We start from the raw sequence: 24176 nt of genomic DNA, 5'->3' as shown, positions 1-24176 counted from the left end.
GCTGTTATGTAAAGCAAGTTATTTGCTTATGGCTGTTGAGTTTAGCGATCGCTTGTTATTGCTGTCTTGCCTATTCTTCTGAAAATGTTCTAATCTTCCAAAAATTTTAGAGAGCGTCTCTGTATGCCTTTGGCGTAGTTGCAGTATATTGACGAAAGACTCTGGTGAAGTGACTCTGACTCTTAAAACCTACTTGCTGAAGTATTTCTGCAATTGTCAAATCCTGCCTTGCTAAGAGCAATTTAGCTTTCTCAATCCGACATTTGGTTACATATTGATGCGGTGCAAATCCGGTAGATTGTTTGAACAAGCTGGCAAAGTAATGTGGGCTCATCTGAACAGTGGCGGCAATTTCAGCCAACATCAAGTCTTGGTATAAATAGTCGTTGATGTAAGCGATCGCTTCTCTTAACTTGTGAAGCGGTAATCCGCCTGTGTAGTCTCGAACGAGCGATCGCTTGACAGAGTATCGCTGTAGCAAATGAGCCGAGAGAGCAGTTGCCATAGACTCAGCATACAGACGACTATCTACTCCACCGGATTCAAGTTCAGTTTTCAGTGATAAGCCAATTTGTTGAATCAGCGGATCGTGTACTCTGAATTGCGGCACTATCTCTACTCGATCGGCATCAACTGATTCATACGCAACACGAGCAAATGTTACTGGTTCAAGATAAAGATTAATAAACTCAGCTTTGCGATCGCATTTAGCGATTAAATCTGATTGATTGGCGGGAAAAATACCAACATCACCATCTGTATAGCGCTCACTCTGCCAGTGTCCATTTCTTTTTAGTCTTATCTCGAATTGCCCAACACAGATAGTGATAATATGCTGGGCAAAGCAACATTCCGGAAGTTCGTGAGCAGACTGCCGATGATACGCGAAGTGAATACCTGACCAAGCAGAAGTGTTACTTGAGAGTACAGGTGCGTTTAGGACAAGCTGCTTCCAAACTTTTTCTTGTGTGAGATCGATATTCGGTAGTTGAGCTTTTGGCATGACTGGTATGGCTTTGCATGGCTATCCTTAGTTTATGGGGTTAACTGAAGGAATGTGACACTGGGACACTTTAGCCATAAAAAGAAAATTTGAAAGCAGTTATGTTTAGAGTTACCTTTTTTGCGATTATTGATTCGGTGCTTACTATTTACTCTGCTACCAGAATGGACAACGATATCGTTCTTTTTCTTGCCGGTGTTGGCGTACTTGTCTTATATCTCATCTTCTCGGCGCTGACTGAAATGGGAACTAAACTCCCCTGGAAGAAATAGCTAGTTTTGTTGTATGGTGGGCTTCTGCCCACACGTTTTGAAACATTTATAGAAAGATGCGATCGCGTCCTTCTAGGCCTAAAATTATTGAAGATCCGCAATCATCCTTGGGCAGAAAGAAGGGCGATCGCACTTGCTTCTTACGTTACTTTTCACAGTTACAGAACCATTGGAAGCAGGCGTTACGTAAACATTCTCTCAGTTTTCCGTTTTGGGGCTGCTGAGAAAGCTTAAATTATTCAATCATGTATCGTCAAGAAGTTAGAGGCAAACTGCGGAAATCATTGCCCTACTTAGTGACTGGAATAGCATTTTTGAGAAGAGCAGCAGTCTCTTCTGGTTTTCCAGAGGATGGAAACACTAAAATACTCTTAATTTTAGGGTTGTTAACCAGTTCTTTTAAGCGATACATCTGCTTGTCTGAGATAGCTACTCCCTCATACTTTTCGGCATAATCTAGCTCTTGGTTGAAGTTAGTATCGTTATAAATTTGAATGAAAACTCGATCGACATTCCAATTCTGCCAATCAGCCGCAAAATAACGTTTACCCCAATAAGGATTATGATGGCAAAGATCGAAACTAACCGTGGGGTTAGCTTTCTTCATATCAGCTCTCATTTGCCGCACAAAATTAGTCAAATGGGCGGTGCGATCGACTTTTCCGGGTAATTCAGCATGATAACCAAGGTAATCATCCCACTGAACCGCATCGATATTGGGATACTTTTTGACAAATTCTACTGATATCTTTTTGAAGAAATTAGCAACTTCTGGGAGTTCCACATCCAGTAAGTAGTGATCGATGCCAGCGTAGGTTTTATCTACCCCAGGCACAATCCATCGTTTAGAAATTGCCAAGTCAAAAATTGGGCTATTTTTGTCAATTTTAATGCCTTTCTCAAAATAGGCGTGAACTTGCATTCCCTGCTTGTGCGCCTCATCAATCAGCCAATCTAACCATCGATCTTGAAATTGGTTAGGACAACTTTTATATCCGAGGGTTTGCTGCATCACCTCACTGTTATACATCGTGCAACCATTCCCCCACACTCCATGAATAATTGTATTGATTCCTTGAGAGCGGTAATAACGAACTCGTTCGCGAATCGTTCTTTCGCTAGCATTATTAGTTACTTGATATCGACTTAAATAAATTCCCCTTATTTTCTTTTTCTCCCAAGGATTTTGAGGTGATGGTGAATTTTTGGGGGGTGCAGGTAATGCTGAAACTTGTGGTTTGGTTATTGGTGTGCCAGTCGGAGTCGCTTGCGGAAGGGGCGAATTTGTAACAGGTAATGGTATAACTTGTGGCTTTGTTGTTGGTGTGCCAGTCGGAATTGCTTGTGGAAGGGGCGATTTGACAACTGTTACACCCTGGCTAGGCGCAGGGGTCAAAATAGGAGTCGTTGGTTGTTGATTATTTTGTTGATTATTAGGCAAAAATTGGCTGATATCTAGACGATCTAGGTGCCTAAAACCCCAATAACCAACCCCAAACAAAACGATGATTAATGAAAATGGAATACTCGCACATCCACATCCATTATTTTCTTTTTTAGGTGGCATGATAACAAGGGTGATTGTTCAACTCGGAGAGTAACTCTCTTGACTCAATTGAGGCTTGCTTGTATTAACCGATACTCTGGAAGCGCGGAAGGAAGAATTTAGAGAGAATGGTGGTATATCAAGGTACTTCACTTCGCGATCGCTTAATTCCGCATCACTGCGGCGACGAAAACCAACAACCTGTCCTAAGACTGCGTTCATCGTTGTCAGAATTAATTAAATGACACGAATTGGTTTACAACGTCGTTAAACGACATTAATCTGCGAATTACGACATTTAATTTGCGAACGTACATAAATGGAGGTTAGCGGACTCGAACCGCTGACATCCTGCTTGCAAAGCAGGCGCTCTACCAACTGAGCTAAACCCCCAAACTTGAAGTCGGAACTTCAGACACTTTTGTTATATTAGCTCATCTGCTTCCATTAGGGAAGGGGGTAGAGGAAGAAATATTTAGATGCATATCATCACAGAAGCTTACTCTGTTAGGTTAGGTGATGAACCAGCGTAAAACATTTTTACTCATTGCTGTTGAGTGGGGAAATGACCCAAGTTGTTGTAGCTTTCTATAAATTTGTCAAGTTGCCAGATTTTGCCGATAAGCAAGACCCCTTATTGTCGCACTGCAAAAGACAGGGTATTAGAGGGACAATTCTGCTGGCAGCAGAAGGTATTAACGGGACGATCGCGGGTTCTCGTGAAGCAATCGACTCAGTTTTATCATTTTTACGCTCCGATCCGCGCCTAGTTGACTTGGAGCATAAAGAGTCTTATGCCGATTCTCCGCCGTTTGACCGGATGAAGGTGCGGTTGAAGAAAGAAATTGTCACCTTGGGATTGCCGGAAATCAATCCGAGCGATCGCGTTGGCACTTATGTCAGTCCGCAAGCCTGGAATGAACTGATTTCCGATCCAGAGGTGACGATTATTGACACCCGCAACGATTATGAGGTAACGATTGGCACCTTCAAACGAGCGCAAAATCCTAAAACCGCCTCATTCCGGCAGTTTCCCACCTATGTTCGCAATAACCTCGACCCCAGCAAACATAAAAAGGTCGCTTTATTCTGCACTGGCGGGATTCGCTGCGAAAAAGCGACATCGTTTATGATGGCTCAAGGGTTCCAAGAGGTTTATCACCTCAAAGGCGGCATTCTCAAGTATTTAGAGGAAGTTCCCCCAGAAGACAGTCTCTGGCAAGGGGAATGCTTTGTCTTCGATCAACGGGTTGCTGTACGCGAGGGTTTGGAGATAGGAACGCATGAAATGTGCCCTCGTTGCGGTCATCCTATCTCCGAAGCGGATCAAACTTCGCCTGATTATCAGCAAGGGATTTGCTGTCCCTACTGTTGCGATCGCTTCACCCAGGAAAAATAGGTAGCACCGTAACAAAGGTGGCGACAAATTAATTTGGGCAGATTCTCAGGATACGCGATCGCAGTGCAAAGCTTACCTTGCAAGCGGCTGTGTTTTCCTTGTTGCGACATCAGCTTGGAGTGCTAAGTCTGTTCGCCCTATCCTGGTGGGTATAAGAGCGATATAAGCGCGATCTCTTCCATGCATTGCAGACATGGATAAATAGCGATCGCTCTTATCCTTGCACAAGAGAAGATGGGCGATTCCCTGCGGGATAGCTTTGCTTCACGGAAATTTTACTTAGGCGGATAATTTCCGTACATAATTCAATATTTTAGAAGTTTTAATGAAGTTTGATTTGCCGTCCTTGACGGTTTCACAAATAGTAGCTTTCAATATAGTTAACTCGTGTTGGATGTTACAAGGCTAGAGTGAAATTGCCCAGTATTTCCAGGGAATGAAAGAGGCGTTCGCGCCTCTTTCATTTAAGCTGCATTGTATAGATACTGGTTATACATATTAATTGGTTTAAGTTTTTTAATTAGCGAATAAATGTTTAAAATTAATATCCAGGAAATGGAAGCTGTAAGTTCTAGGTTCCAAAAAACAGCCTCAGAGATTGTTTCAACTACTCAAGGTGCAGTATCAGAGGCAATCTCAACAACCCAAGAGGCTACAGATAGTGCAATTCAAGAGGTTTCCAACTCAGTCACTTCCATAGCTTCTACGTTTCAAAAAACAGCATCAGAGATTGTTTCAACTACTCAAAATGCAGTATCAGAGGCGATCTCAACAACCCAAGAAGCTGCGAGTAATTTAATTATTGAGGCTCAACAAACTTCTAGCGCCGTTACTGGCGCTGCAACAATTGCTGCACAAGAGGCATTCAAAGTTGCTCATAATATTAAATTTGAGAACTTACCTCACAACTTACAACTGAAATTTTACCGAGCTGGGGTACGCGAAGGCATTCGTAATGTTCAAGAAGCTGCCAAGGTGTATGAGACGATTCCAGCACAAATTCGCGCTCAAGGATATGAGGCGATTCGCGAGTTTTGCAGCGATAAGGATTGGAGCCATATAAAAGCGCACGTTAACGGTGGAGGAAAAGAAGCATCAAACGGCATTTTCGAGAACTTTAGAATCAACCGATCTCGTGGTGGAGTTGATATGACTCCTGAAGAACTTGCAGCAGCACGTAAAGTCCTTGGCGATGCAGCTTTCAAAGCAAGTTTAGAGCAAGTAATTGGAGCCGTTGTTCAAGGTGCTTTGGTAGCAGCGGTGATTGAACTTGTTTTCTCAACTTTAGAAAATTCACTGTCCTTTGCTGAAGGAAAAATTACGCAAGACGAGCTAATTCGTAACGTTGCTATTTCAACAGCAAAAGCTGGATTAGCTGGTGGTGTAATTACAGGCATCTTGATGTGCATCTGTATAATTTTCCCACCAATTGCGGCTCTACTTGGTTACGCTGCTGTTCCTCTTGCAGTGATTGGTATCGGCTTTATGTGCGTTCGCGCCTGGGAAATCTTCATCCGTGCGGATAAGCTTTTTGGAATTACTGAAGAACTGGTAAAATTTACCCAAAAGATTGAGCAAACCATTCTGAATTTTGACGCTTTGGGATAAGCGATCGCTCTTTGTGAAATTCAGTTTATACGCGCTCAGCTCCTACTAAAAAATCTCCAATTTTGAATGAACGGTGGGAGCGATCGCGCTAATTAGTTAACCAATAATTCTAGAAGTCTTTAAATATGATAGGAAATATGGCTGCTGGTGCATTTTATCCTTTGACAGGCTTGTTTGAGACTCTTATCAAAGAAGTTTATGCTGAGAAGCAAAGAAAGCATGAACAGCGAATGAAAGAACTTCAAATTATTGCTGATTCTAGCCTTCGCGATGCCTATGTACAGCAGCTTTTACTTGATAAGTTTCTTGCTCCTGTTGAAAATGCACAGCATCAAATTCAAAATACAGCTAAACACGCACAGTATTTAGCAGAAACCTTTAACTATTACTATCAAGACCACAGCGCAACAAAAGAAGAAGCGAAAGAAATATGTTATCAACTTCGGGTTTTAGCAATTAATATCTCTCAAGTTGATTCACTCTATGAATTAAAAGTAATTTATCAAGCAGCTACTCTGTTTGTTTATCAATTATCAAAATTTCAACACAAAGAACGCAAATACTCTTTAGAGAGAGCGCTCCGCAAAAACATATTAGATGTATTAAATACTTGCATTGCTGTTGAGACAAATTTTCAAAGACGAGTTGATTTTATGGGTGTTAACTGAGGTGAAAATTGCCAGAACAAACCAGAGAAACTGAGCCAAGAATTAGAAACTAGATAAAAGAATCACGATTGTGCTGTGTCATCGATGCATCAGTAAAACCTCGGCCTGTACCAAGTTTGCAAGTTGAGAGAGGGACGCTTTTTAGCTTCCGGTGGCGTGGTTGAGATGCGATCGCTTACTGGTTTTATGGTTTGTTCTTCTTACCGCACTGGAGATAAGAGCAAAGTCTGAAAGAGGGCGGCTACAGTGCAGCCACCCTCAACAAAATTAGGCCACTACTTGGCGAACGCGATCGCCAACACCAACTCGATCGCGATCGCGGGCATCAACTGCAAGTACGAGACACAAAGCAGCGATCGCTGTTTGCCATTCCTGACGCACTTGGGCATCCTCTACAGCCTCAAATAATCCTACCAGGCGAGGAGTTGAGCGTTCTAGAGCGGGACGGGGAACGGGACGATGCAGCTCAACTAAGCGCATCAGGCTTTCCTGACGCTTTAGAAAATTAACCACCCATTGAGTCGTATGATCGGGACCATCTGGGACGCGCTGCACCTTTAACTCGTTTTTGAGCCAATCATAAAAAGGCGGGAGCTTGTCTTCCAAAACGGTCTTTGCTATAGGCAAAGTTTGTTGCAGCAACGAGATATTTAAACTATCTAGTTTCTGCTGAATTGCAGGCGAGTTGAGCAAATCCTGCAAGCTGAGTGAGAGTAGGGTTTCTACTTCAGAAGTCGAGAGATTGAGGTGTTGAGTAAAGGTATTCAGCATGGTTAATTTCTTGGTGACTGAGTATTAGTATTGCAGTTTGAAGATGGTGGGACTATGAGCTACCTCAGTTAGTCGCCACTTATTTTTGTTGGGGATTTTCCGAAAGCGTCAGCAGAAAAGCTAGATTTTCTTCGGCTTTCAAAGCGTGGGGAGCATTGGCAGGCATGAAGATAAAACCGCCCGGTTCAAGTGCTATTTCTTGCCTTTGCAAAGTTAATAGCCCTCGCCCTTCAATGACGTGGACGGTTGCATTTCGAGGCGAGGAGTGTTCAGAAATATTTGTACCTGCGGCTAGACACAACAGCGTGTATTGACAGCAGGAATCTTTAAGCAAAACTTTGCTGAGGACTCCCTGCTGGGGATACTCAATCTTTTCTGACAATTGAATCGCTAAAGATGGATGAGGTATCAGTGTATTAGTCATGATTGATTCACTTTTTTAGGCGCGTTTTGCACGCAGGACGATGTAACCCAAATCCTGTTGATATTGCTGGAAGACACGGCGCATTGCCAAAACTCGTTTCCGCAGCGCTGGGCGCGTCAGAACATTCCACAGAATCCGGAGGGTATCCATAACGCCTTCGTCTTGAAGTACCCGATGCAGATTCAACAAACCCATTGACCCGGTTTGATGCTGTTGTACTTGCAGTCCAGCAGCTTCACAAGCAGCCAGCCAATTTGCCTGGGATAACGGGGTAGAATTGACCCGAATTACCTGTGCTAAAGCTTGATGAATCTCTGCTTCCTGGTTACGGGCGAGTAATTCGTGGCAAAGAAATTTGCCTCCTGGCTTCAAGCGATCGCGCACCCCAGCCAAAATCCTGGCTTTCCCTGGTACAGATTGCATGGTTAGAATTGCTTCTGCCAAAATATAATCAAACTGTTCGGAGATAGCCTCCAGGTGGAACACATCGCCCTCAATGATTTCCACCTGACCTGTTAACCCCGCCGCCTCAATGTTGGAACGGGCACGGGCTACACTTTCGGGGTTTTTCTCTACGCCGACCACCCGCACGCCGTAGCGTTGAGCCAGAGCGATCGCGCTGTAGCCAAAACTAGAAGCTAATTCCAGAACCGTCTCACCTGCTTGGAAGTCTGCCCACTCAAACAATTGCTCTGTCGCAATTCGTCCGCCGGGTCGCAACATTTTCTTGCCGGCTGCGGCTAGAACTTGATGTCCGGTGGCGGTTTGGAAGTCGAGGGTAGCGTTGGTCATTTCCTTGACCCTCCTGTGTGGTGATATCTTCACTTTGACAGGAAGGTTCAAGTAAGTCTTTGAGCTAGCTCATAGTGGGAGAATTATCTATACCAGTTCTCTATGGGATACAGTACGGTTCCACCCCACCCTGCCCTTTCCGCGAACGGGGAGGGGTTCAATATTCGCCCCTCTCCGTAAACGGAGAGGGTTTGGGGTGAGGTTCTTTAGAATTGTGGCTTCAATAATTAGTAAAGTTCACGTTTTGTAGGGGAATGGCATTGCCATTCCCCTATCGAGTGCCCCTTTCCTGGGAGGGAAAAGGTTAACTAAGCGTCAATTAGCTGGACTGAGTAGCTAGTAAATCAGCAGGGAGACGCTTGAAGGCAAGGCGCTCATTTTCCACATCGACAAAGATGGTGTCGCCGTCGTTGAATTCGCCTCGCAAAATCCCTTTAGCGATTTGCGTTTCCAGTTCCCGCTGAATCGCACGCTTGAGCGGACGCGCTCCATAAACGGGGTCGTATCCGACTTCCGCTAAGAAGTAAAGGGAAGCATCGGAAAGTTTCAGGGACATCTTGCGATCGCTCAAGCGTGATTCGAGTCGCTTGACTTGCAACTGCACAATCTGCCGCAATTCCTGCTTGTTCAAGCCGTGGAAGATGATAATCTCATCGATTCGGTTCAGGAACTCCGGACGGAAACTTGTCCGCATCGCATCCATCACCCGACTCCGCATTTCTTCGTAACGGGATTCATCGCTAGCAACATCTAGGATGAACTGCGATCCGATATTGCTGGTCATGATAATAATCGTGTTCTTGAAGTCTACGGTGTGACCGTGAGAATCGGTGACGCGACCATCATCAAGAATTTGCAGCATGATGTTGAACACATCCGGGTGTGCTTTTTCGATTTCGTCGAACAGCAACACCGCGTAGGGACGACGCCGAATGGATTCTGTCAGCTGTCCGCCTTCGTCATAACCGACATAGCCGGGAGGCGCACCAATTAAGCGAGAGACGCTGTGCTTCTCCATATACTCAGACATATCGATCCGTACCAAGGCTTCTTCGGTATCGAACAGGTAAGCTGCCAAGGCTTTTGCGAGTTCTGTCTTCCCGACGCCCGTGGGACCAAGGAAAATGAAACTAGCCGTCGGGCGATTTGGATCGGCTAAACCAGCACGCGCCCGTTGGATGGCATCGGCAACTGCTGTCACCGCTTCGGCTTGCCCAATCACGCGCTTGTGCAGTTCATCTTCTAATTGCAGAAGTTTTTCTTTCTCCGATTCAACCAGTTTGCTGATGGGGATACCCGTCCACTTGGAAATGATTTCAGCAATGTCGGACTCGGTGACTTCTTCCCGTAAAAGTGACTTACCACTATGCTGAGTTTGAACGAGTTGGGCTTCTGTCTCTTCTAGCTGATGTTGCAACTCGGTTAACTTGCCGAATTTCAGCTCAGCCGCTCGGTTAAGATCGTATTCTCGTTCCGCTTGTTGAATTTCCACATTCACCCGGTCGATTTCTTCTTTCAGGGTTTTGCGGCGTTCGAGAACATCTTTTTCAGCTTGCCACTGTGCATTCAGGGTTCGTTGATCTTCTTTGAGATCGGCAAGTTCTTTTTCCAGTCTTTGTAACCGTTCTCTAGAAGCAGGATCGCTTTCTTTTTGCAGAGATAGCCGTTCCATTTCTAACTGGAGGATCTTGCGGTCGATTTCGTCGAGTTCCTCTGGTTTAGAGGTACTTTCCATCTTCAATCGCGCCGCCGCTTCATCTACTAAGTCAATCGCTTTATCTGGGAGAAAGCGATCGCTAATATATCGAGTAGACAAAGTAGCCGCAGCCACTAACGCACTATCAGAGATTTTCACGTTATGGTGCGTTTCGTAGCGATCTTTCAATCCCCGCAGAATCGAAACCGTATCTTCTACGCTGGGCTGATCGATATAAACTTGTTGGAAACGACGTTCTAGCGCCGCATCTTTTTCGATGTATTTGCGATATTCATCCAGGGTTGTGGCACCGATACAGCGCAATTCACCCCGCGCCAGCATCGGTTTGAGCAAGTTCCCCGCATCCATCGCGCCTTGAGTCGCACCTGCACCAACAACGGTGTGAATCTCATCGATGAACATGATAATGCTGCCCTGAGAATCGGTGACTTCCTTGAGAACAGCTTTTAAGCGTTCTTCAAATTCACCCCGATATTTGGCACCCGCAATCAAAGCACCCATATCCAGCGCAATCAGTTTGCGATCGCGCAACGACTCCGGCACATCCCCGCTGACAATTCGCTGTGCCAAACCTTCAGCGATCGCTGTTTTACCTACCCCCGGTTCCCCAATCAGCACCGGGTTATTCTTGGTGCGACGAGACAGAATCTGAATCGTGCGGCGAATCTCATCATCGCGCCCAATTACCGGATCTAACTTCCCTTGGCGAGCGAATTCTGTCAAGTCGCGCCCGTATTTTTCTAAGGATTCGTACTTGCCTTCTGGATTTTGGTCAGTCACTTTTTGGCTCCCGCGAACTTGGGCGATGATAGTTCTTAGCTTGTTTTCGTCCAGCTTAAATTCTTGAAACAAAGCCTTACCAAAGCGATCGTCTTTGGGATAAGCCAGCATCATGTGTTCGATGGAGATAAAATCGTCTCCATACTCTTTGCGAAATGCTTCAGCCCGATCCAGCAGAGAATCTAAGCTACGTCCGACATAAACTGAGGTGCTACTGCCGGAAGTTTTTGGCTGACGCTTGATGAAATCTTCGGTGCGTTCTCTGACTCGCGACACATTTACGCCCGCTTTGTTCAGAATACTGCTGACGAGTCCTTCTTGCTCCAGCAGTGATTTCATCAAGTGTTCGCTTTCGATTTGTTGATGCTGGGCAGATTTAACAATATCTGGGGTGCGAGTGATGGCTTCCCAGGCTTTTTCTGTAAATTGGTTGGGGTTGGTTGGTTGCATAAGGAGTTACTCAATTAATAAACCCTAGAGACACCCATAACATACAGAAATTTGCAGTTCATCCCACTTATGGCTGTCCCTATCAGTCATTGTAAGTAGACTGGCTACACTCTTAGGATCGGTGTTCACGGCTTTTGAGATAGGTATCTCCGTCCGTTTTTGGGCTTCTGCTTCAACTTCTAGCCTCCGTAACTGTGCGGCTAATCATTCGGCGCGTTGGCTTTCTTGCTCGGCGCGTTCATAACCCGTTAACAAGAGATTTCCTTCTCGATGCCACCAGCACAACCGGGGCAGCGTAGTATTTTAATATTAACCCTCTCAAATTCCCAATTCTACTCTTAGCAGTGAAATTGGATAGTGTCCCCGCTCGTTAGCACTCTCAATTGAATTTTTGGCGTTGCTGAATGACGGAATGATTTCTTCTGATTAAAAATGAAAAATCAGGAACTCCAGCCGCCAATTCATCCCTATGATCAGCAACGCCGAATTTTTATGCCCATAACGATTAATTTCTGTTATTAACTCTTAGATACCAGATGTTTATTCATCACTGCCTTTTGTTGGTGCAAATGGATAAAGCCGAGCTAAGACCTTACCGAAAATGCCTCGCTAAAGCGGCGAGTCACCGGCTCAATTAAGAAAGTGAGAACTGATTTTTTCCGAGTAACAATTTCTCCGGTTGCCGCCATTCCTGGAGTAAAGGCAACTTTTTGATTTTGCACCTGAATTGAATTTTGTTTAAGTTTAATTCGGGTGGGGAAAACTAAGCCTAATTCTTGATCAGCGATCGCATTCGGACTCACTTGCACCACTTCACCCTCAACTGTGCCAAATTCCTGAAACGGGAAAGTAGCCATTTTGACTTTTGCCTTCATTCCCTTACGGATAAAGCCAATATCGCGGTTGACGACTTTCACTTCTACCAACAATTCTTCGGATTCGGGAAGAATCGATAACAACTCCTCCCCCGCCTGTACCGGCCCTTTGGTTGCTTTGACGCTGTAAACTGTCCCCGTAACTGGAGACTCAATAGTTTCTACTTCTCGCTGCATTTTCGCCACCTCTAACTCGCCAGCAACAGTTGTTAGTTCTTCTTGGCGCTGGTTAAACTTACTCAGGATTTCACTCTGGCGTTCAGACTGCAAACGCTCTGCCTGATTACGAACCGATTGATACGCTTGCTCAGCTTGGCGAATGGTTTGCTTTTGGGCAGCGATATCTTTTTCCAGGGACATTATTTTGTCCTGAGCTTCTGTCACTTTGTTTTGAACATTCGTAATATTATCTTGGGCTGTGGTGACTTCGGCTTGCGCCCTCACGACTCTCTCTTGTGCGTCAACGTAATCGAGTCGAGGGACAGCACCGGGAATGAGGAGAGTGGTAAGCGCCTTTTCTCTTTTTTGAGCTAAGGCGAGGCTGTTATTCGCTTTGTTGAGAAGGCTTTTGCTGTTGGCGAGGTTGGTTTTGGCGTTGACGAGGTTGATTTTGGCGTTGGCGAGGTTTTCTTGCAGACGGGTAAGGCGAACTTTGGCTTCATTGATGACTGCAATTTGGCGATTTGCTTCGGCGACAGCCGCGGCTCTTTTTGCTTCAAAATCTTGTAAGCGAGCGGTTAAAAGCTGATCTTGCAAAGCGGTTCCGGCAGTTGCACCTCCCGTTCGTTCGGCTTCCAGACGCCCTAAATCTTCTCGAATCAGCTGGGTAGATTTGGCGAGGCGGTCAACTTCTGCTTGCGGCAGGTCGGGGTCGCGTTCGATCAGAACGTCGCCTTTTTTAACGCGATCGCCTTCTTTGATTTTTACCGCTTTGATTGTGCCTCCTCCTAGCGATCGCAGGGGTCGCACTTGCGTTGAGGCAATCAGTTCGCCGGGAGCGATCGCGACTTCATCCACTTGGCTGTAGTGTGCCCAAGCGATCGCCCCGAATACCAATACGCTAATGCTTGCTGCCAATAATCGCGTATACAGTGGCGGCAGCTCTTGCACTGCTTTCCCTAATTCATAGGAGAGTGAATCCTCTGGATTCGCTAGCTGCTGTCTTGTTTGACGAGCTTGAGCAGGTGTTGACGCTAAGGGCGATCGCATAAAATTCTGACTCAAAGGCTTTGATCGGGCACAGAGACACTCTAGCTGTGATTCTATCGACTGAATCCGGCAATGGATTGTCGAAAATTAAGGATTTTGGCGTGAGTTATTGTAAATGTAAGTAAATTTACGCGAAAAAATCTTGTTGCTCTCCCCTTAGAGAGATTTTGAGCGAGTTATATATAAGATACTTTTTCCAATCGTTGGGTGCATTTAAACCTTAAAATGTTCTGTCCCTAACTTTGAGAAATTATCCCGTTGCTGCCTAATTTTGTGGGGACTTAAAATCGATACTATAGCAGTCTTACGATGTTCCATCGTGTGAGAAAGCAAGCAAATGTTAAATGGATTTAAATTTTCAAATGAGCGCCAGCTTTTAAGCGCAGATTTCGCTAATTCTGCACCGCTAGAGTTTGATTCAAAAATAGCTGGAATCTGGTCAGGATTTAGAGGGCTGGGCGATCTGCTACAGCCAAGAAGTCTATTTAAAAGTAGCGCGATCGCTGCGGCTTCTACCATCAGTGAGGTCGGCGGTACAATCGACACCACCGACCTGAAAAACCCCATCCGTGGCGGTAGCCTTCGGGATGACTATCTGTTGACTGGCATTAGCGCCGGAGAGCAGGTGGAGGTGAAACTAGACTCTACAGAATTTGATGCTTACCTGCAAGTGGTGAATGCCTCTACTGGAGCGGTTGTTGCCTTCAACGATGATTATGAGGGGATGAACTCTCAAGTAACTTTTACAGCCGCTCAGGGCATTGATTACATTGTTCGAGCCACGACTTATAAACCAGATGCTACTGGCACCTATACCCTCAGTAGCAATTTGGGAGTCCTCAAACCAGCGTCTCCCATCAGTGGAAACCAAAGTTTTAGCGGCGCGATCGCAAATAGCGACCCAAGTAACCCCATTCGGGAGGGCAGTTTTTACGATGGCTATGTGTTAGGCGATTTAGTTGCCGGTCAGCAGGTGCAGGTGAACCTTGATTCGCCCAGCTTTAACGCCTACCTGCAAGTGGTGAATGCTGGAACCGGAGCAGTTGTTGCAGAAAATAATGATTTCAGCGGTACAAACTCGCAGCTAACTTTCACGGTCGCTGAGGGAATTGATTATATTCTGCAAGCTACAACTTTTGAAAAAGGTGCGACTGGCGGCTACACTCTAACTACTAAGATCGCAAGTATTCCAGACCCTTTAGATCCTGGTAATACTCTAGGAACTGCAAAAGCTCAAACTTCAGCGGTTTTCTCAAACAACCAACAAGTCAATGCTAGCGATCGCGATGACTTTTACAGCTTTAATGTTAGTGAATCTGGCATCTTTACCGCTAATTTATCCGCATTGAGTGGTGACGCCGATGTCCGACTAATTCAAGACAGCAATAACAACGGCATTATCGATCAAGGCGAAGTGTTGGGTTGGCAATGGGAGCGCGGGACTGGCAACGAATCAATCCGTCGTTTCCTGAGTGCTGGCAATTACTTTTTGCAAGTAATGAGCTACAACAACCAAGCCGCTAACTATTCTGTGGCGACTAATTTCACTGCTGCTACCAGCGATCCTCTCAGTTTTTCAATCAAAGTCAATTTTGGTCAAGGCTTGGGTAGTTTGAGTACAGAAGCTCTCAATGCTATTACAGAAGCTGCGAAAGTTTGGGAAAAAATTATTCCCTACAGCACCTTTAGCGATTCCCAAATTCTAACCATTGATGTTACGGGGGATACTTTTGGTGAAGATGAATTTCTTGCTTTCGCGGGACCAAAAACCCTATCCTCCGATGCTTTTGGTAATCAAATGACAATATCAGGAGCTTCAACAATTAACACAAGCTTTGCAAATACATACAACAATAATCTAAGTTTCTTAAAAGAAACGATGGTGCATGAGTTTGGTCACGTTCTAGGAATTGGAACGCTTTGGTCAGATTACGGACGCGATTTAATTAATTTTTCCGAGGTGACCTATAGTGCTAACACCTATGCGGGCTGGGCTTATGGAGAATTAAAAGGTACATTTTTACAAACTGCCGTTCCCGTTGAAAAAGGTGTGTTTGGGCATTGGGACGAAAATATTTTTGACAATGAATTAATGTCGCCTATTGCAGAAAAAAATTCTGAGTTATTGAGTCAATTAACGATTGCTTCTTTAAAAGATATTGGGTGGAATGTGAACTATGGGGGAGCTGAATCTTACACTTTACCTGGATTTAATACTGCTTCAAATTCATTAAATGCGAATGCTTCTTTGATTAATTCATCTTTTCCTTTACGCTGTGGCTGTGCCGCTCACTTAGCATCTTCAAGCTTAGCAACGCTTGGATCTTCGAGCTTAGCCGATCATATATTTGGTAAAGTGGCTTAATTCTCATCTTTCAAAAGAATGCACAACCCCATAGGATTTAGAAACCTCTGAGGAGCTTTTGAGTCAAATTTGCTATATCCAAAATCCTCGGAGGAATTCTTTTATGGATTTTCTAACCTGCGTGACTTGCATAATGCTAGGAACTCATACTAAGTTGCTTTCAGACATAGTAGGTTGGGAAGCCGCACGAAACGTAGAGTTTCTGCCCTTGAGCAACGTGGTGATTGAGGGAACGAAACCCAAAAATTATTTTGAGTTGGGTTTTGCGATCGCTCAAACTAACCTACGATCTCCTCTTCAACAAAGTTTAAGTAGGGAAAGGCAAATTGGGAGCAATTCTCAAAGAGCGAATATGACGATGACAATCAAGTTACTTCCCTACGAAATTTTAGCGAGAACCGCAATTAGCTATGCTGATATTTCTCTGAGTTTTACCAATCCATCTAAAAAAAATCAGTTGATTGAAATTAGCAAAATAGAAATAGTGCCAGCGAAATCTGAGGAAGTTCTTATGAGTGCAACTCCTCAAGAATTGGAACGTCCCGCTAAAGTAGTGCTAAAGCCAGGAGAAAGTAAAGTATTGGAGTATCGCCTCAAATGCAAATCGAAAATTTATCGGCGGGGTGAGAACGCGATCGCTCACATTCACTATCAGTTAAATGGTCAAACCCAAACCGTTGCTCAGTCAGAGTCTCAAGCAGTTGCCTTTATGATTCCTTAAAATCACCAGACAATTCTGAATAACAGTGACATTTGCATCTAGTGGTGCAAAATCAAGTACCCAAGTAACGGCGCAAGAAAGTCTCTAGGGATTCCATCTTCATTCCAAAAATTGACTCCAAATGGTCAACTTCCTGGGGTGTGCAGAAAAATTCATTATCCAGTAACGTCCGGAGAGTCCCCAAAGCTTTAGACGCTTGAGGATTTAACAATCCCAGCGCTCCGCGTACCCCATCAAACACCAATAGTGGTGGGTTAATCACGATCGGTTCTTGGTTAAAAATGCGACTGAAAATCCGAGGAATATCTTGGCGCTGGAGAATATCTGGGCCTCCCACAGGGAAAATTTGATTCCGGGCACCTTCAACGTTTACGGAGTCAATCGCAATCCTCGCTAAGTCATCGGTACTCACAATTGAAGTCCGACTTTTGGGATCGCCGATGAGCAGATAAATCCCAGTATCCCGAAACCGTTCTGCCAGGGGTATAAGGTTAGAGGCAAAACCTGAAGGACGCAGGATAGTGTACTTGAGTCCACTGGATTGGAGATACTTTTCTACTTCCCGCTTCGCCTTAAAGGATGGTGCGTCTTCGTACCCGCGATCTGCTCCCAGTACCGAAATGAAAACAAAGTGCTGGACGCCAGCTTCTTTTGCCCGGTCAATGAGTTCAATATTGGCTCGGTAGCCTAACGCTTGAGCATCGCTCTCACCGCCGTGAGCAGCGATAATGTACTGAACGCCTTGGCAAGCTTTTTCGATATCTTTATCGCGCTGCAAATCACCAATAAAAATTTCCGCTCCTCGGTGTTCCAATTCGCTGTAACGGGATGTCAAGCGGACAAATGCTCGCACCGGCATTTCCCTCTCCCGCAGCAGCCGTACAATTCGGCGTCCGAGTCCGCCTGTAGCTCCAGTTACTAAAAACATGATTTTAAGTTCCTAATCAATTTTGGATGTTGGATTGATGCTGGAAAATTTAAAATTCCACAATCACAGGAGTATGGTCGCTGGGTTTGGGCAATTTTCTGGGGGAGCGATCGATGGTGCAGCTGGATGAACGTTCGTAAAGGTCTGGCGTCAAGTAGTGATGGTCAATCCGCCAACCCCAGTTGCGTCGAAACGCTCCGGTTCGATAGTCCCACCAGCTGAAGTGTCCTGTTTCTATTGTGAATTTTCTAAAGGCATCTGCCAAACCCAACTCTAAAATGCTGCTCAAGGCTTGACGCTCTAGATCGGATGCCATAATCCGACCCTTATAAGTGAGTGGATCGTGAATATCTCGGTCTTCGGGGGCAATATTGAAATCGCCGCAGATACAGAGGGAACTGGGTTGTTTTTCTAGCAGTGTTTGCAGGTACTCGCGGAGAGTTTTCAGCCAAAGCAGTTTGTATTCGTATTTCTCGCTACCGACGGCTGAGCCATTGGGCACGTAGAGATTCACGATGCGGACGCCATCGATAACGCCAGAAATGACCCGCTTCTGTTCGTCAAAATCCTCTTTCCCCAAAATTGGGGCAAACCCGGTAGTGACATCTTCAAGAGGCGCACGGCTGAAAAGGGCAACCCCGTTATAAGATTTTTGACCGGAAATGTAGAGATTAAGCCCTAGTTCCTCAAAGGGCGATCGCGGAAAATCCTTATCTACGACTTTAGTTTCTTGTAGGCATAGGACATCGACCGGATTATCCTGCAACCACTGCACCACCTGTTCTAAGCGGCTGCGAACTGAATTGACGTTCCAAGTAGCAATTTTCATGGATTATTCACGATTGGTCATTGGTCATTGTTCATTAGTCATCGGTCATTGACAACCGACTAATGACGAATGACCAATGACTCATGATTATTCCCAAATCTTGCAACTCAAATCGCCAGCCTTTTGGGTGAGGCGGAAGTTTTCGCGGTAATCTACTGGACAATCAATTACCGAGGGAACGTCCTGTTCTAGAGCAGTTTTCAAGGTTGGAATCAGATCCGCAGCGGATTCAACCCGATACCCCTTCAGCCCCATACTTTCTGCCAATTTGACAAAATCGGGATTGCTAAAGTGGACAAACGCAGATTCGCCAAAGTGATTGTGTTGCTTCCACTCAATCAAGCCATAGCCCCCATCATTAAAGATTAGGGTAACAAAGGCAGTGCCGACGCGAAGGGCCGTTTCTAATTCCTGGCAATTCATCATAAAGCCGCCATCACCCGTGACTGCGATGACTTTTTTCTGGGGATAAACTAACTTGGCGGCTAACGCACCGGGAATGGCGATTCCCATTGCAGCAAAGCCATTAGAGATGATGCAAGTATTCGGGCGATCGCAGTGATAGTGACGGGCGATCCACATTTTGTGCGCCCCGACATCTGAAATCACAATATCTTCTGGCCCCATGACTTGCCGCAAGTCATAAATTATTTTCTGCGGCTTAATCGGAAACCCATCGTCATTGGCATACTCTTCATAATCAGCCCGGATATCTGCCCGTAATTGCAAGGCATAAGGATCGGGTTTGCCTTGCCGGTCAGCTCGGTCTAAGATTTCCCGTAGCGAGTCGGAAATATCCCCCACAACTTCCACGAGGGGAATATAGCTGCTATCAATTTCTGCTGGCGTATCCCCAATGTGGATAATCGGAATTTCTCCGAGGGGATTCCACTTTTTGGGAGAATATTCAATCAAGTCGTAACCTATTGCAATTACCAGATCCGTTTTGTCAAAAGCACAACTGATGTGGTCTCGCTGTTGCAATCCCACCGCCCACAAGGCGAGGGGATGGGTGTAGGGAATGACTCCTTTGCCCATGAAGGTATTCACTACGGGAATATTCATCTTTGTGGCAAATTCGGTCAGTGCAAGGCTAGCGTCGGCACGAATCGCCCCATTTCCCACCATAATCAAAGGATTTTTTGCCTGGGAAATGGCTTCAGATGCCTGTTCTAGGCTATGGAAGGCAGCAAAGGTTTTTTCCCCACAATTCTTGTGTAGGGGCTTGCCTGCGGCGGTCATTTCCGCAATGTTTTCCGGCAAATCGATGTGAACTGCCCCTGGTTTTTCGCTCTGAGCAATTTTAAACGCTTTGCGGATAATCTCCGGCGTGTTGCTGGGACGAACAATTTGAGTATTCCATTTGGTGACTGGCTCAAACATCGCCACTAAATCCAGATATTGGTGGGATTCGATGTGCATCCGGTCTGTGCCCACCTGTCCGGTAATTGCCACCAGTGGCGCACCATCCAGGTTCGCATCGGCAACACCAGTCATCAGGTTGGTGGCACCTGGTCCCAGCGTGGAGAGGCAGACTCCGGCTTTCCCGGTCAGGCGTCCGTAGAGATCCGCCATGAAGGCAGCACCTTGTTCGTGGCGGGTGGTAATAAATTTAATCGAAGAGGTTTTTAGTGCTTCCAATATATCTAGATTTTCTTCGCCAGGAAGCCCGAAAATGTATTCGACTCCTTCATTTTCCAGACAGCGGACTAATAGTTCAGCAGTATTCATTTTTCTGACTCCCCTCTGTATGCTCTTGGCATCTGTAGTGGTTCGTTTCTTGTGTAACAGGGCAGATCCGCGGATTGCCCCTATTTAGCCCAGTACGGGCGCACGGATGTCCGCCCGTACTGAGTTCATCCCCATCCCGCAAGTGGGATAGGATTTAATTCATCTTTGAATGCAGAATGCACCACCGCTTATTTCACCCAGACGGTTTTGATGTTGACAAACTCGTGAATTCCCTCTTTGCTTAACTCGCGTCCGTATCCGGAACGCTTGATCCCGCCAAAGGGAAGACGCGGATCGGATTTAACCATGCCGTTAATAAACACGGCACCGGCTTCGAGTTCTTCTATCAAGCGATCGCGTTCTGTCTCTACTTGAGTCCAAGCACTAGCACCCAGTCCAAAGGGCGAGGCATTGGCAAGCGCGATCGCGGCGTTGATATCTGGCACTCGGAATAGCAGCGCCACGGGACCAAAGAATTCCTCCGCTTCGGCTGGGCTACCCGCTGGGATATCTGTCAAAATTGTCGGCAGATAAAAGTTACCAGGACGGTCAGATAATGGCTGTCCACCCGTAAGAACTTTTGCTCCCAGCTTGGCACTTTCTTGAACTTGCCAATCCAAATCTTTGAGAATCGATGGGGTTGCCAGTGGCCCTATATCGGTTTCCGGATGCATCGGATCGCCGATTTTGAGTGCCTCAAACTTCTCAATCAGGCCTTTTTCAAATTGGTCTGCGATCGCATCCACGACAATGAACCGTTTCGCAGCAATGCATGATTGACCGTTATTCAGCATTCTGGCACTCACTGCTGTCGCAATGGCTGCATCCAAATCGGCGCTTTCTAGGACAATATACGGGTCGCTTCCGCCCAATTCCAGAACGGTTTTCTTAATTTGTTTCCCGGCGGTGGCGGCGAGGCTCATCCCGGCAGGTTCGCTTCCGGTCAAGGTTGCGGCTTTCACTCGCTCGTCTGATACAATTGCCGCAACTTTATCTGCCCCCACTAGCAAGGTTTGAAAGACACCTTCTGGGAATCCGGCTTTGTGGAAAATCTCCTCCAGAGCCAATGCACACTGAGGCACGTTAGAGGCGTGCTTGAGTAACCCGACGTTTCCCGCCATCAGCGCCGGTGCAGCAAACCGAAACACTTGCCAGAAGGGGAAATTCCAAGGCATGACTGCCAAGATGACGCCTAAAGGCTGATAGCGCACAAAGCTGTGGCTGGCGTCGGTTTGGGCTGGAACATCCGCGAGGAATTCGGGGGCGCGTTCGGCGTAGAAGCGACAGACGAGGGCGCATTTTTCCACTTCTGCGATCGCTGATTTCAAAGTTTTCCCCATTTCTAGGGTCATTATTTTGCCAAAGCGTTCGCGATCGCTCTCTAAAATCTCAGCAGCGGCATTCAGCCAATCTGCCCTTTTTTGCATGGGTGTCTGCCGATACTGTTTAAAGCTTGATTGCGCTAGTGCTAGCTTCGTTTCAATCTCTGTATCTGTTAGTGCCTCAAACGTTTGAAGCGTTTCCCCAGTTGCTGGGTTAATCGTGGCTATACCCATTGCTTCAACCTCCAATGCCTAATTAGATCGGGGTAGCCCTCAAATCGTGAAGGCTGATTCACCCCATTCATCAACCCGCGCTTTTCTCAAATGCGAACTCCTAGCCGCATCTAAAACGGCATCTACTCTATAGGTCGCATCTGCTTAAAGTTAGTTTCCAGACGCAATTCCTCGCGTCTTATTGCTCCGGTTAATCCCGGGCTAACTCCGGATGATGTGGTACGACTACCAGTCTGCTATCTTGCTACTCCCGAAGATTTCTATTCTAGGTTGCCCTCTAGCCTATGTTTAGTAAGTGCTAAGCATACTTACAAGAATTGTATTTTCTTAACAAATTCTTTAGGTTATTGTAAATTTTATGTACAATAGCAATGTCAATGATAATAAGGCTCCTACTAACTTGGCTCGTCTTTTCCTCTAGATCGAGCATCGGCTCTCCAACTTAGTAGGTTATACGCGAGCCATTCCATTGCAAGCGCTTCGCCACCGCTTAAGGAGTGCCTCGTCCACTCTTCTGGTGAGGGTGACTGCCAGTCTAGAAATTAGCTGGAAATAGAGGATGGATGATTTGGAACTTTCCCACCGTACCCGTCAAAATTTTTTGAGCAGTAGCAATCAGTGTCTTACTGCCAAGTTGCCTGTGGTATTGGCAGTCGATGACGATGAAGACAACTTATTATTGCTTGCTTACGTTTTAGAGCCGCTAAATTGCTCAATCATCACAGCAATTGACGGTCATAGTGCTTTTGAAAAGGCACGAACCGAACAGCCAAACCTGATTTTGCTGGATATTATGTTGCCTGACTTAGATGGTCTTCAAATTGTCCGTCAACTCAAGGAAGATCCTGAAACCCGGACAATTCCTGTTATCGCCGTCACGGCGCTGGCAAGGGCGGAAGACAGAGATCGCATTCTCACGGCAGGCTGCAATGACTATATTAGCAAGCCTTACTTGCTGGAGGATCTAGAGGCTGTTGTCCGGCGCAACCTGAGATGGAATCCGTCTCAGGTCGATTCGGTGGAATTCAGTCTGGATTGCGCGTCGTAGGGGTTGCGGCTAAAATCGCAACGGTACTGGTACGACTTGTTTTTAGGGCGGAGTCGATCATCAGATCGATGACTGGGACTTTCACCACTTCCTCAATTAGCTGTTTAAGTTGCAGTTGTAGGACGTGGTTTATATTCTCTCGAACTCTCTGTGCCAGCCTTTGCTGACCGCTTTGTGCCAGAAGTTGTTCGGGTCGAGTAATAGAATCTTCGATAAGAATCGCAATTTTGTCACCCATAAATTGGCAAGTCACCTGACTGGGCTGGTGACTTAGTTGGGCGTGGTAGAAAGCCCGAATTTCCTGTGACAGGGTTCGTTCTAATTCACCACGAGTGGGTTGCATTGTGTCCTGCATAGCGATCGCTCTCAGGAAAGGTAAATTCTTTCACCTTTTTTATTAGACTGTAACAGTGCGAGCAATTTTCCGGACATCTCCTAAAGATAGAGATCCACAACATTGGAAAATTTCAATATTTAGTATCTTGACAAGGTTAGTTGTTAAGCGCTAAATCCCTGATGAGGGTAGAGAGTGCCAATCTTACAAAGTAGGGATAGGGTTCGATTCCCCCAAGTATCCGAAACGGTTTTCAATATATTTGTGATGCTTTGCAGCTAACCAAGAAACGCCAAATGTATTCAAAAATTTAGTTTTTCAACGATTCTTAGCACAGAAGTGTGTATATATCTAGTGCTAAAAGTAACAATGAATATTAATGTTTAAGTTGTGCAGTTTTTTAACTAATTTTTTATAGAATCAGGGGACAAGCAACATCACCACTAGCTTGCTGTGTTCTCTTGCCAAGATGAACTTAAAAGATCAACCTAGTGGGGAAGCTACGAGCCAATCGATTCCAAGCGCCAAAAAATGCCGCCTGGGGAATGCCTCGTAATACCGTTTCACTTTTCCCGCAGCCGATCCCTAAACCCTTGTAAAACAAGGGGCAAACAGGGAATCATTCGTGTACCGTCAATCAAGTGAATGGGTATAACTTGGGCAACCCCTCGGTTGTCCACTTCTGGAGAGGATAGCTTCGTATTTTGATGAGTTCCCCCGAACAACGCTTAAATCTGCACTCTTTCTCAAAACCTGCCTCCCAGGCAAATATCGAATCGCCTCTCATTTTGGTTGTAGAAGACAATGAAGACAACTTGCTACTCATGAGCGAAGTGCTGCTCGCTCTTGACTGCTCATTTATTACGACAAAGGAGGGTCGGGCAGCTTTATTTATGGCGCAACATTATCAGCCAAAGCTGATTTTGTTGGATATTCTTCTACCTGACATCCACGGTGTAGAAGTTGTGCGTTCTCTAAAACAGAACCCCGAAACGATGAAGATCCCCATTGTTGCTGTGACGGCTTTGGCAAGAGCAGAAGACAGGGAAGGTCTTCTGTTTGCAGGCTGCAATGACTACATTAGCAAGCCTTATGTCATTGATGAGTTAGAAGCTCTCATCGATCGCTATCTCAATTAATTTAAATAAAT

The 24176-nt window shown here is 45.7% G+C and carries 19 protein-coding genes, 1 tRNA gene and 1 pseudogene; 7 read left to right on the top strand and 14 right to left on the bottom strand.

Annotated features, from left to right (window positions below):
- Positions 1-106 precede the first annotated feature (106 nt).
- From NDI33_RS06340 to NDI33_RS06330, 3 genes are all read right to left on the bottom strand, one after another.
- Entirely contained in the window at positions 107-1003 is an 897-nt protein-coding gene (locus tag NDI33_RS06340) for an AraC family transcriptional regulator (RefSeq protein WP_190677747.1), read from the bottom strand.
- Between the two features lie 561 nt (positions 1004-1564).
- A complete protein-coding gene (locus NDI33_RS06335; protein WP_190677746.1) occupies positions 1565-2842 on the bottom strand; it encodes a family 10 glycosylhydrolase in 1278 nt (425 codons plus the stop codon).
- Between the two features lie 299 nt (positions 2843-3141).
- Positions 3142-3214 (bottom strand) — tRNA-Ala (locus NDI33_RS06330).
- 172 nt (positions 3215-3386) lie between these two features.
- On the opposite strand from NDI33_RS06330, the gene NDI33_RS06325 reads away from it, so the two are divergent.
- From NDI33_RS06325 to NDI33_RS06315, 3 genes are all read left to right on the top strand, one after another.
- Positions 3387-4220 (top strand): rhodanese-related sulfurtransferase, encoded by an 834-nt coding sequence (locus tag NDI33_RS06325; RefSeq protein WP_190677744.1) that lies wholly within the window; start codon positions 3387-3389, stop codon positions 4218-4220.
- Between the two features lie 531 nt (positions 4221-4751).
- Entirely contained in the window at positions 4752-5828 is a 1077-nt protein-coding gene (locus NDI33_RS06320) for a hypothetical protein (protein ID WP_242033236.1), read from the top strand.
- 137 nt (positions 5829-5965) lie between these two features.
- The gene (locus tag NDI33_RS06315) at positions 5966-6496 is read left to right on the top strand and encodes a hypothetical protein (protein ID WP_190677742.1); all 531 of its coding nucleotides are present in this window, start codon (positions 5966-5968) and stop codon (positions 6494-6496) included.
- Between the two features lie 267 nt (positions 6497-6763).
- Here the strand turns inward: NDI33_RS06315 and NDI33_RS06310 are convergent, their stop codons facing one another.
- The 6 genes and pseudogenes from NDI33_RS06310 to NDI33_RS06285 all read right to left on the bottom strand — a co-directional run bounded on the left by NDI33_RS06310 (position 6764) and on the right by NDI33_RS06285 (position 13514).
- Positions 6764-7267, bottom strand: coding sequence for a hypothetical protein (locus NDI33_RS06310; protein ID WP_190677739.1), 504 nt, complete (start codon positions 7265-7267; stop codon positions 6764-6766).
- Positions 7268-7346: 79 nt separating this feature from the next.
- Positions 7347-7691: a cupin domain-containing protein gene (locus NDI33_RS06305; RefSeq protein ID WP_190412689.1), complete on the bottom strand. Its 345-nt coding sequence runs from the start codon at positions 7689-7691 to the stop codon at positions 7347-7349.
- A gap of 15 nt (positions 7692-7706) precedes the next feature.
- On the bottom strand, positions 7707-8483 hold the full coding sequence (locus NDI33_RS06300) for a class I SAM-dependent methyltransferase (RefSeq protein WP_190677737.1): 777 nt from the start codon (positions 8481-8483) through the stop codon (positions 7707-7709).
- A gap of 319 nt (positions 8484-8802) precedes the next feature.
- On the bottom strand, positions 8803-11430 hold the full coding sequence (gene clpB / locus NDI33_RS06295; RefSeq protein WP_190412691.1) for an ATP-dependent chaperone ClpB: 2628 nt from the start codon (positions 11428-11430) through the stop codon (positions 8803-8805).
- A 204-nt stretch (positions 11431-11634) separates the two neighbouring features.
- A pseudogene (locus tag NDI33_RS06290) lies at positions 11635-11808 on the bottom strand (Uma2 family endonuclease); the annotation flags it as partial.
- A gap of 206 nt (positions 11809-12014) precedes the next feature.
- Positions 12015-13514, bottom strand: a complete 1500-nt coding sequence (locus NDI33_RS06285; protein ID WP_190677883.1) for an HlyD family efflux transporter periplasmic adaptor subunit — start codon at positions 13512-13514, stop codon at positions 12015-12017.
- 337 nt (positions 13515-13851) lie between these two features.
- Between NDI33_RS06285 and NDI33_RS06280 the strand changes: the two genes are divergently transcribed.
- Positions 13852-15879, top strand: a complete 2028-nt coding sequence (locus NDI33_RS06280) for a pre-peptidase C-terminal domain-containing protein (protein WP_190677735.1) — start codon at positions 13852-13854, stop codon at positions 15877-15879.
- 103 nt (positions 15880-15982) lie between these two features.
- Positions 15983-16600, top strand: coding sequence for a hypothetical protein (locus NDI33_RS06275; RefSeq protein WP_190677733.1), 618 nt, complete (start codon positions 15983-15985; stop codon positions 16598-16600).
- 52 nt (positions 16601-16652) lie between these two features.
- Here NDI33_RS06275 and NDI33_RS06270 read toward each other — a convergent pair whose 3' ends face one another.
- The 4 genes from NDI33_RS06270 to NDI33_RS06255 all read right to left on the bottom strand — a co-directional run bounded on the left by NDI33_RS06270 (position 16653) and on the right by NDI33_RS06255 (position 21644).
- Complete coding sequence (locus tag NDI33_RS06270) at positions 16653-17528, bottom strand: SDR family oxidoreductase (RefSeq protein WP_190677731.1); 876 nt, start codon at positions 17526-17528, stop codon at positions 16653-16655.
- A 49-nt stretch (positions 17529-17577) separates the two neighbouring features.
- Entirely contained in the window at positions 17578-18357 is a 780-nt protein-coding gene (gene xth, locus NDI33_RS06265; RefSeq protein WP_190677729.1) for an exodeoxyribonuclease III, read from the bottom strand.
- Between the two features lie 87 nt (positions 18358-18444).
- Positions 18445-20088, bottom strand: coding sequence for an acetolactate synthase large subunit (locus NDI33_RS06260; RefSeq protein WP_190677727.1), 1644 nt, complete (start codon positions 20086-20088; stop codon positions 18445-18447).
- Positions 20089-20276: 188 nt separating this feature from the next.
- Positions 20277-21644, bottom strand: a complete 1368-nt coding sequence (locus NDI33_RS06255; RefSeq protein ID WP_190677725.1) for an NAD-dependent succinate-semialdehyde dehydrogenase — start codon at positions 21642-21644, stop codon at positions 20277-20279.
- Between the two features lie 559 nt (positions 21645-22203).
- On the opposite strand from NDI33_RS06255, the gene NDI33_RS06250 reads away from it, so the two are divergent.
- A complete protein-coding gene (locus NDI33_RS06250) occupies positions 22204-22692 on the top strand; it encodes a response regulator (RefSeq protein ID WP_190677723.1) in 489 nt (162 codons plus the stop codon).
- On the opposite strand, the gene NDI33_RS06245 is transcribed toward NDI33_RS06250, so the two are convergent.
- Positions 22670-23047, bottom strand: a complete 378-nt coding sequence (locus NDI33_RS06245) for a DUF2294 domain-containing protein (RefSeq protein ID WP_199302557.1) — start codon at positions 23045-23047, stop codon at positions 22670-22672. The two genes, NDI33_RS06250 and NDI33_RS06245, sit on opposite strands and share 23 nt — an antisense overlap.
- A 686-nt stretch (positions 23048-23733) precedes the next feature.
- Between NDI33_RS06245 and NDI33_RS06240 the strand changes: the two genes are divergently transcribed.
- Entirely contained in the window at positions 23734-24165 is a 432-nt protein-coding gene (locus NDI33_RS06240) for a response regulator (protein WP_190412702.1), read from the top strand.
- Positions 24166-24176: the final 11 nt, after the last annotated feature.

Source organism: Trichocoleus sp. DQ-A1 (assembly GCF_039961955.1).
In the GTDB taxonomy this organism is placed as follows: domain Bacteria; phylum Cyanobacteriota; class Cyanobacteriia; order Cyanobacteriales; family FACHB-T130; genus FACHB-T130.
The sequence above is the reverse complement of the archived record's forward strand: the minus strand, read 5'-3'. Positions and strand labels throughout refer to the sequence as shown.

What these genes read in the sequence shown, in the direction of transcription:
- NDI33_RS06320 (WP_242033236.1), top strand. Translation starts at nt 4,752, where the DNA reads ATGTTTAAAATTAATATCCAGGAAATGGAAGCTGTAAGTTCTAGGTTC.
- NDI33_RS06305 (WP_190412689.1), bottom strand. Translation starts at nt 7,691, where the DNA reads ATGACTAATACACTGATACCTCATCCATCTTTAGCGATTCAATTGTCA.
- NDI33_RS06285 (WP_190677883.1), bottom strand. Translation starts at nt 13,514, where the DNA reads ATGCGATCGCCCTTAGCGTCAACACCTGCTCAAGCTCGTCAAACAAGA.
- NDI33_RS06260 (WP_190677727.1), bottom strand. Translation starts at nt 20,088, where the DNA reads ATGAATACTGCTGAACTATTAGTCCGCTGTCTGGAAAATGAAGGAGTC.
- NDI33_RS06300 (WP_190677737.1), bottom strand. Translation starts at nt 8,483, where the DNA reads ATGACCAACGCTACCCTCGACTTCCAAACCGCCACCGGACATCAAGTT.
- NDI33_RS06240 (WP_190412702.1), top strand. Translation starts at nt 23,734, where the DNA reads ATGAGTTCCCCCGAACAACGCTTAAATCTGCACTCTTTCTCAAAACCT.
- NDI33_RS06280 (WP_190677735.1), top strand. Translation starts at nt 13,852, where the DNA reads ATGTTAAATGGATTTAAATTTTCAAATGAGCGCCAGCTTTTAAGCGCA.
- NDI33_RS06325 (WP_190677744.1), top strand. Translation starts at nt 3,387, where the DNA reads ATGACCCAAGTTGTTGTAGCTTTCTATAAATTTGTCAAGTTGCCAGAT.
- NDI33_RS06340 (WP_190677747.1), bottom strand. Translation starts at nt 1,003, where the DNA reads ATGCCAAAAGCTCAACTACCGAATATCGATCTCACACAAGAAAAAGTT.
- NDI33_RS06270 (WP_190677731.1), bottom strand. Translation starts at nt 17,528, where the DNA reads ATGTTTTTAGTAACTGGAGCTACAGGCGGACTCGGACGCCGAATTGTA.
- NDI33_RS06335 (WP_190677746.1), bottom strand. Translation starts at nt 2,842, where the DNA reads ATGCCACCTAAAAAAGAAAATAATGGATGTGGATGTGCGAGTATTCCA.
- NDI33_RS06310 (WP_190677739.1), bottom strand. Translation starts at nt 7,267, where the DNA reads ATGCTGAATACCTTTACTCAACACCTCAATCTCTCGACTTCTGAAGTA.
- NDI33_RS06245 (WP_199302557.1), bottom strand. Translation starts at nt 23,047, where the DNA reads ATGCAGGACACAATGCAACCCACTCGTGGTGAATTAGAACGAACCCTG.
- clpB (WP_190412691.1), bottom strand. Translation starts at nt 11,430, where the DNA reads ATGCAACCAACCAACCCCAACCAATTTACAGAAAAAGCCTGGGAAGCC.
- NDI33_RS06275 (WP_190677733.1), top strand. Translation starts at nt 15,983, where the DNA reads ATGGATTTTCTAACCTGCGTGACTTGCATAATGCTAGGAACTCATACT.
- NDI33_RS06250 (WP_190677723.1), top strand. Translation starts at nt 22,204, where the DNA reads ATGGATGATTTGGAACTTTCCCACCGTACCCGTCAAAATTTTTTGAGC.
- xth (WP_190677729.1), bottom strand. Translation starts at nt 18,357, where the DNA reads ATGAAAATTGCTACTTGGAACGTCAATTCAGTTCGCAGCCGCTTAGAA.
- NDI33_RS06255 (WP_190677725.1), bottom strand. Translation starts at nt 21,644, where the DNA reads ATGGGTATAGCCACGATTAACCCAGCAACTGGGGAAACGCTTCAAACG.
- NDI33_RS06315 (WP_190677742.1), top strand. Translation starts at nt 5,966, where the DNA reads ATGGCTGCTGGTGCATTTTATCCTTTGACAGGCTTGTTTGAGACTCTT.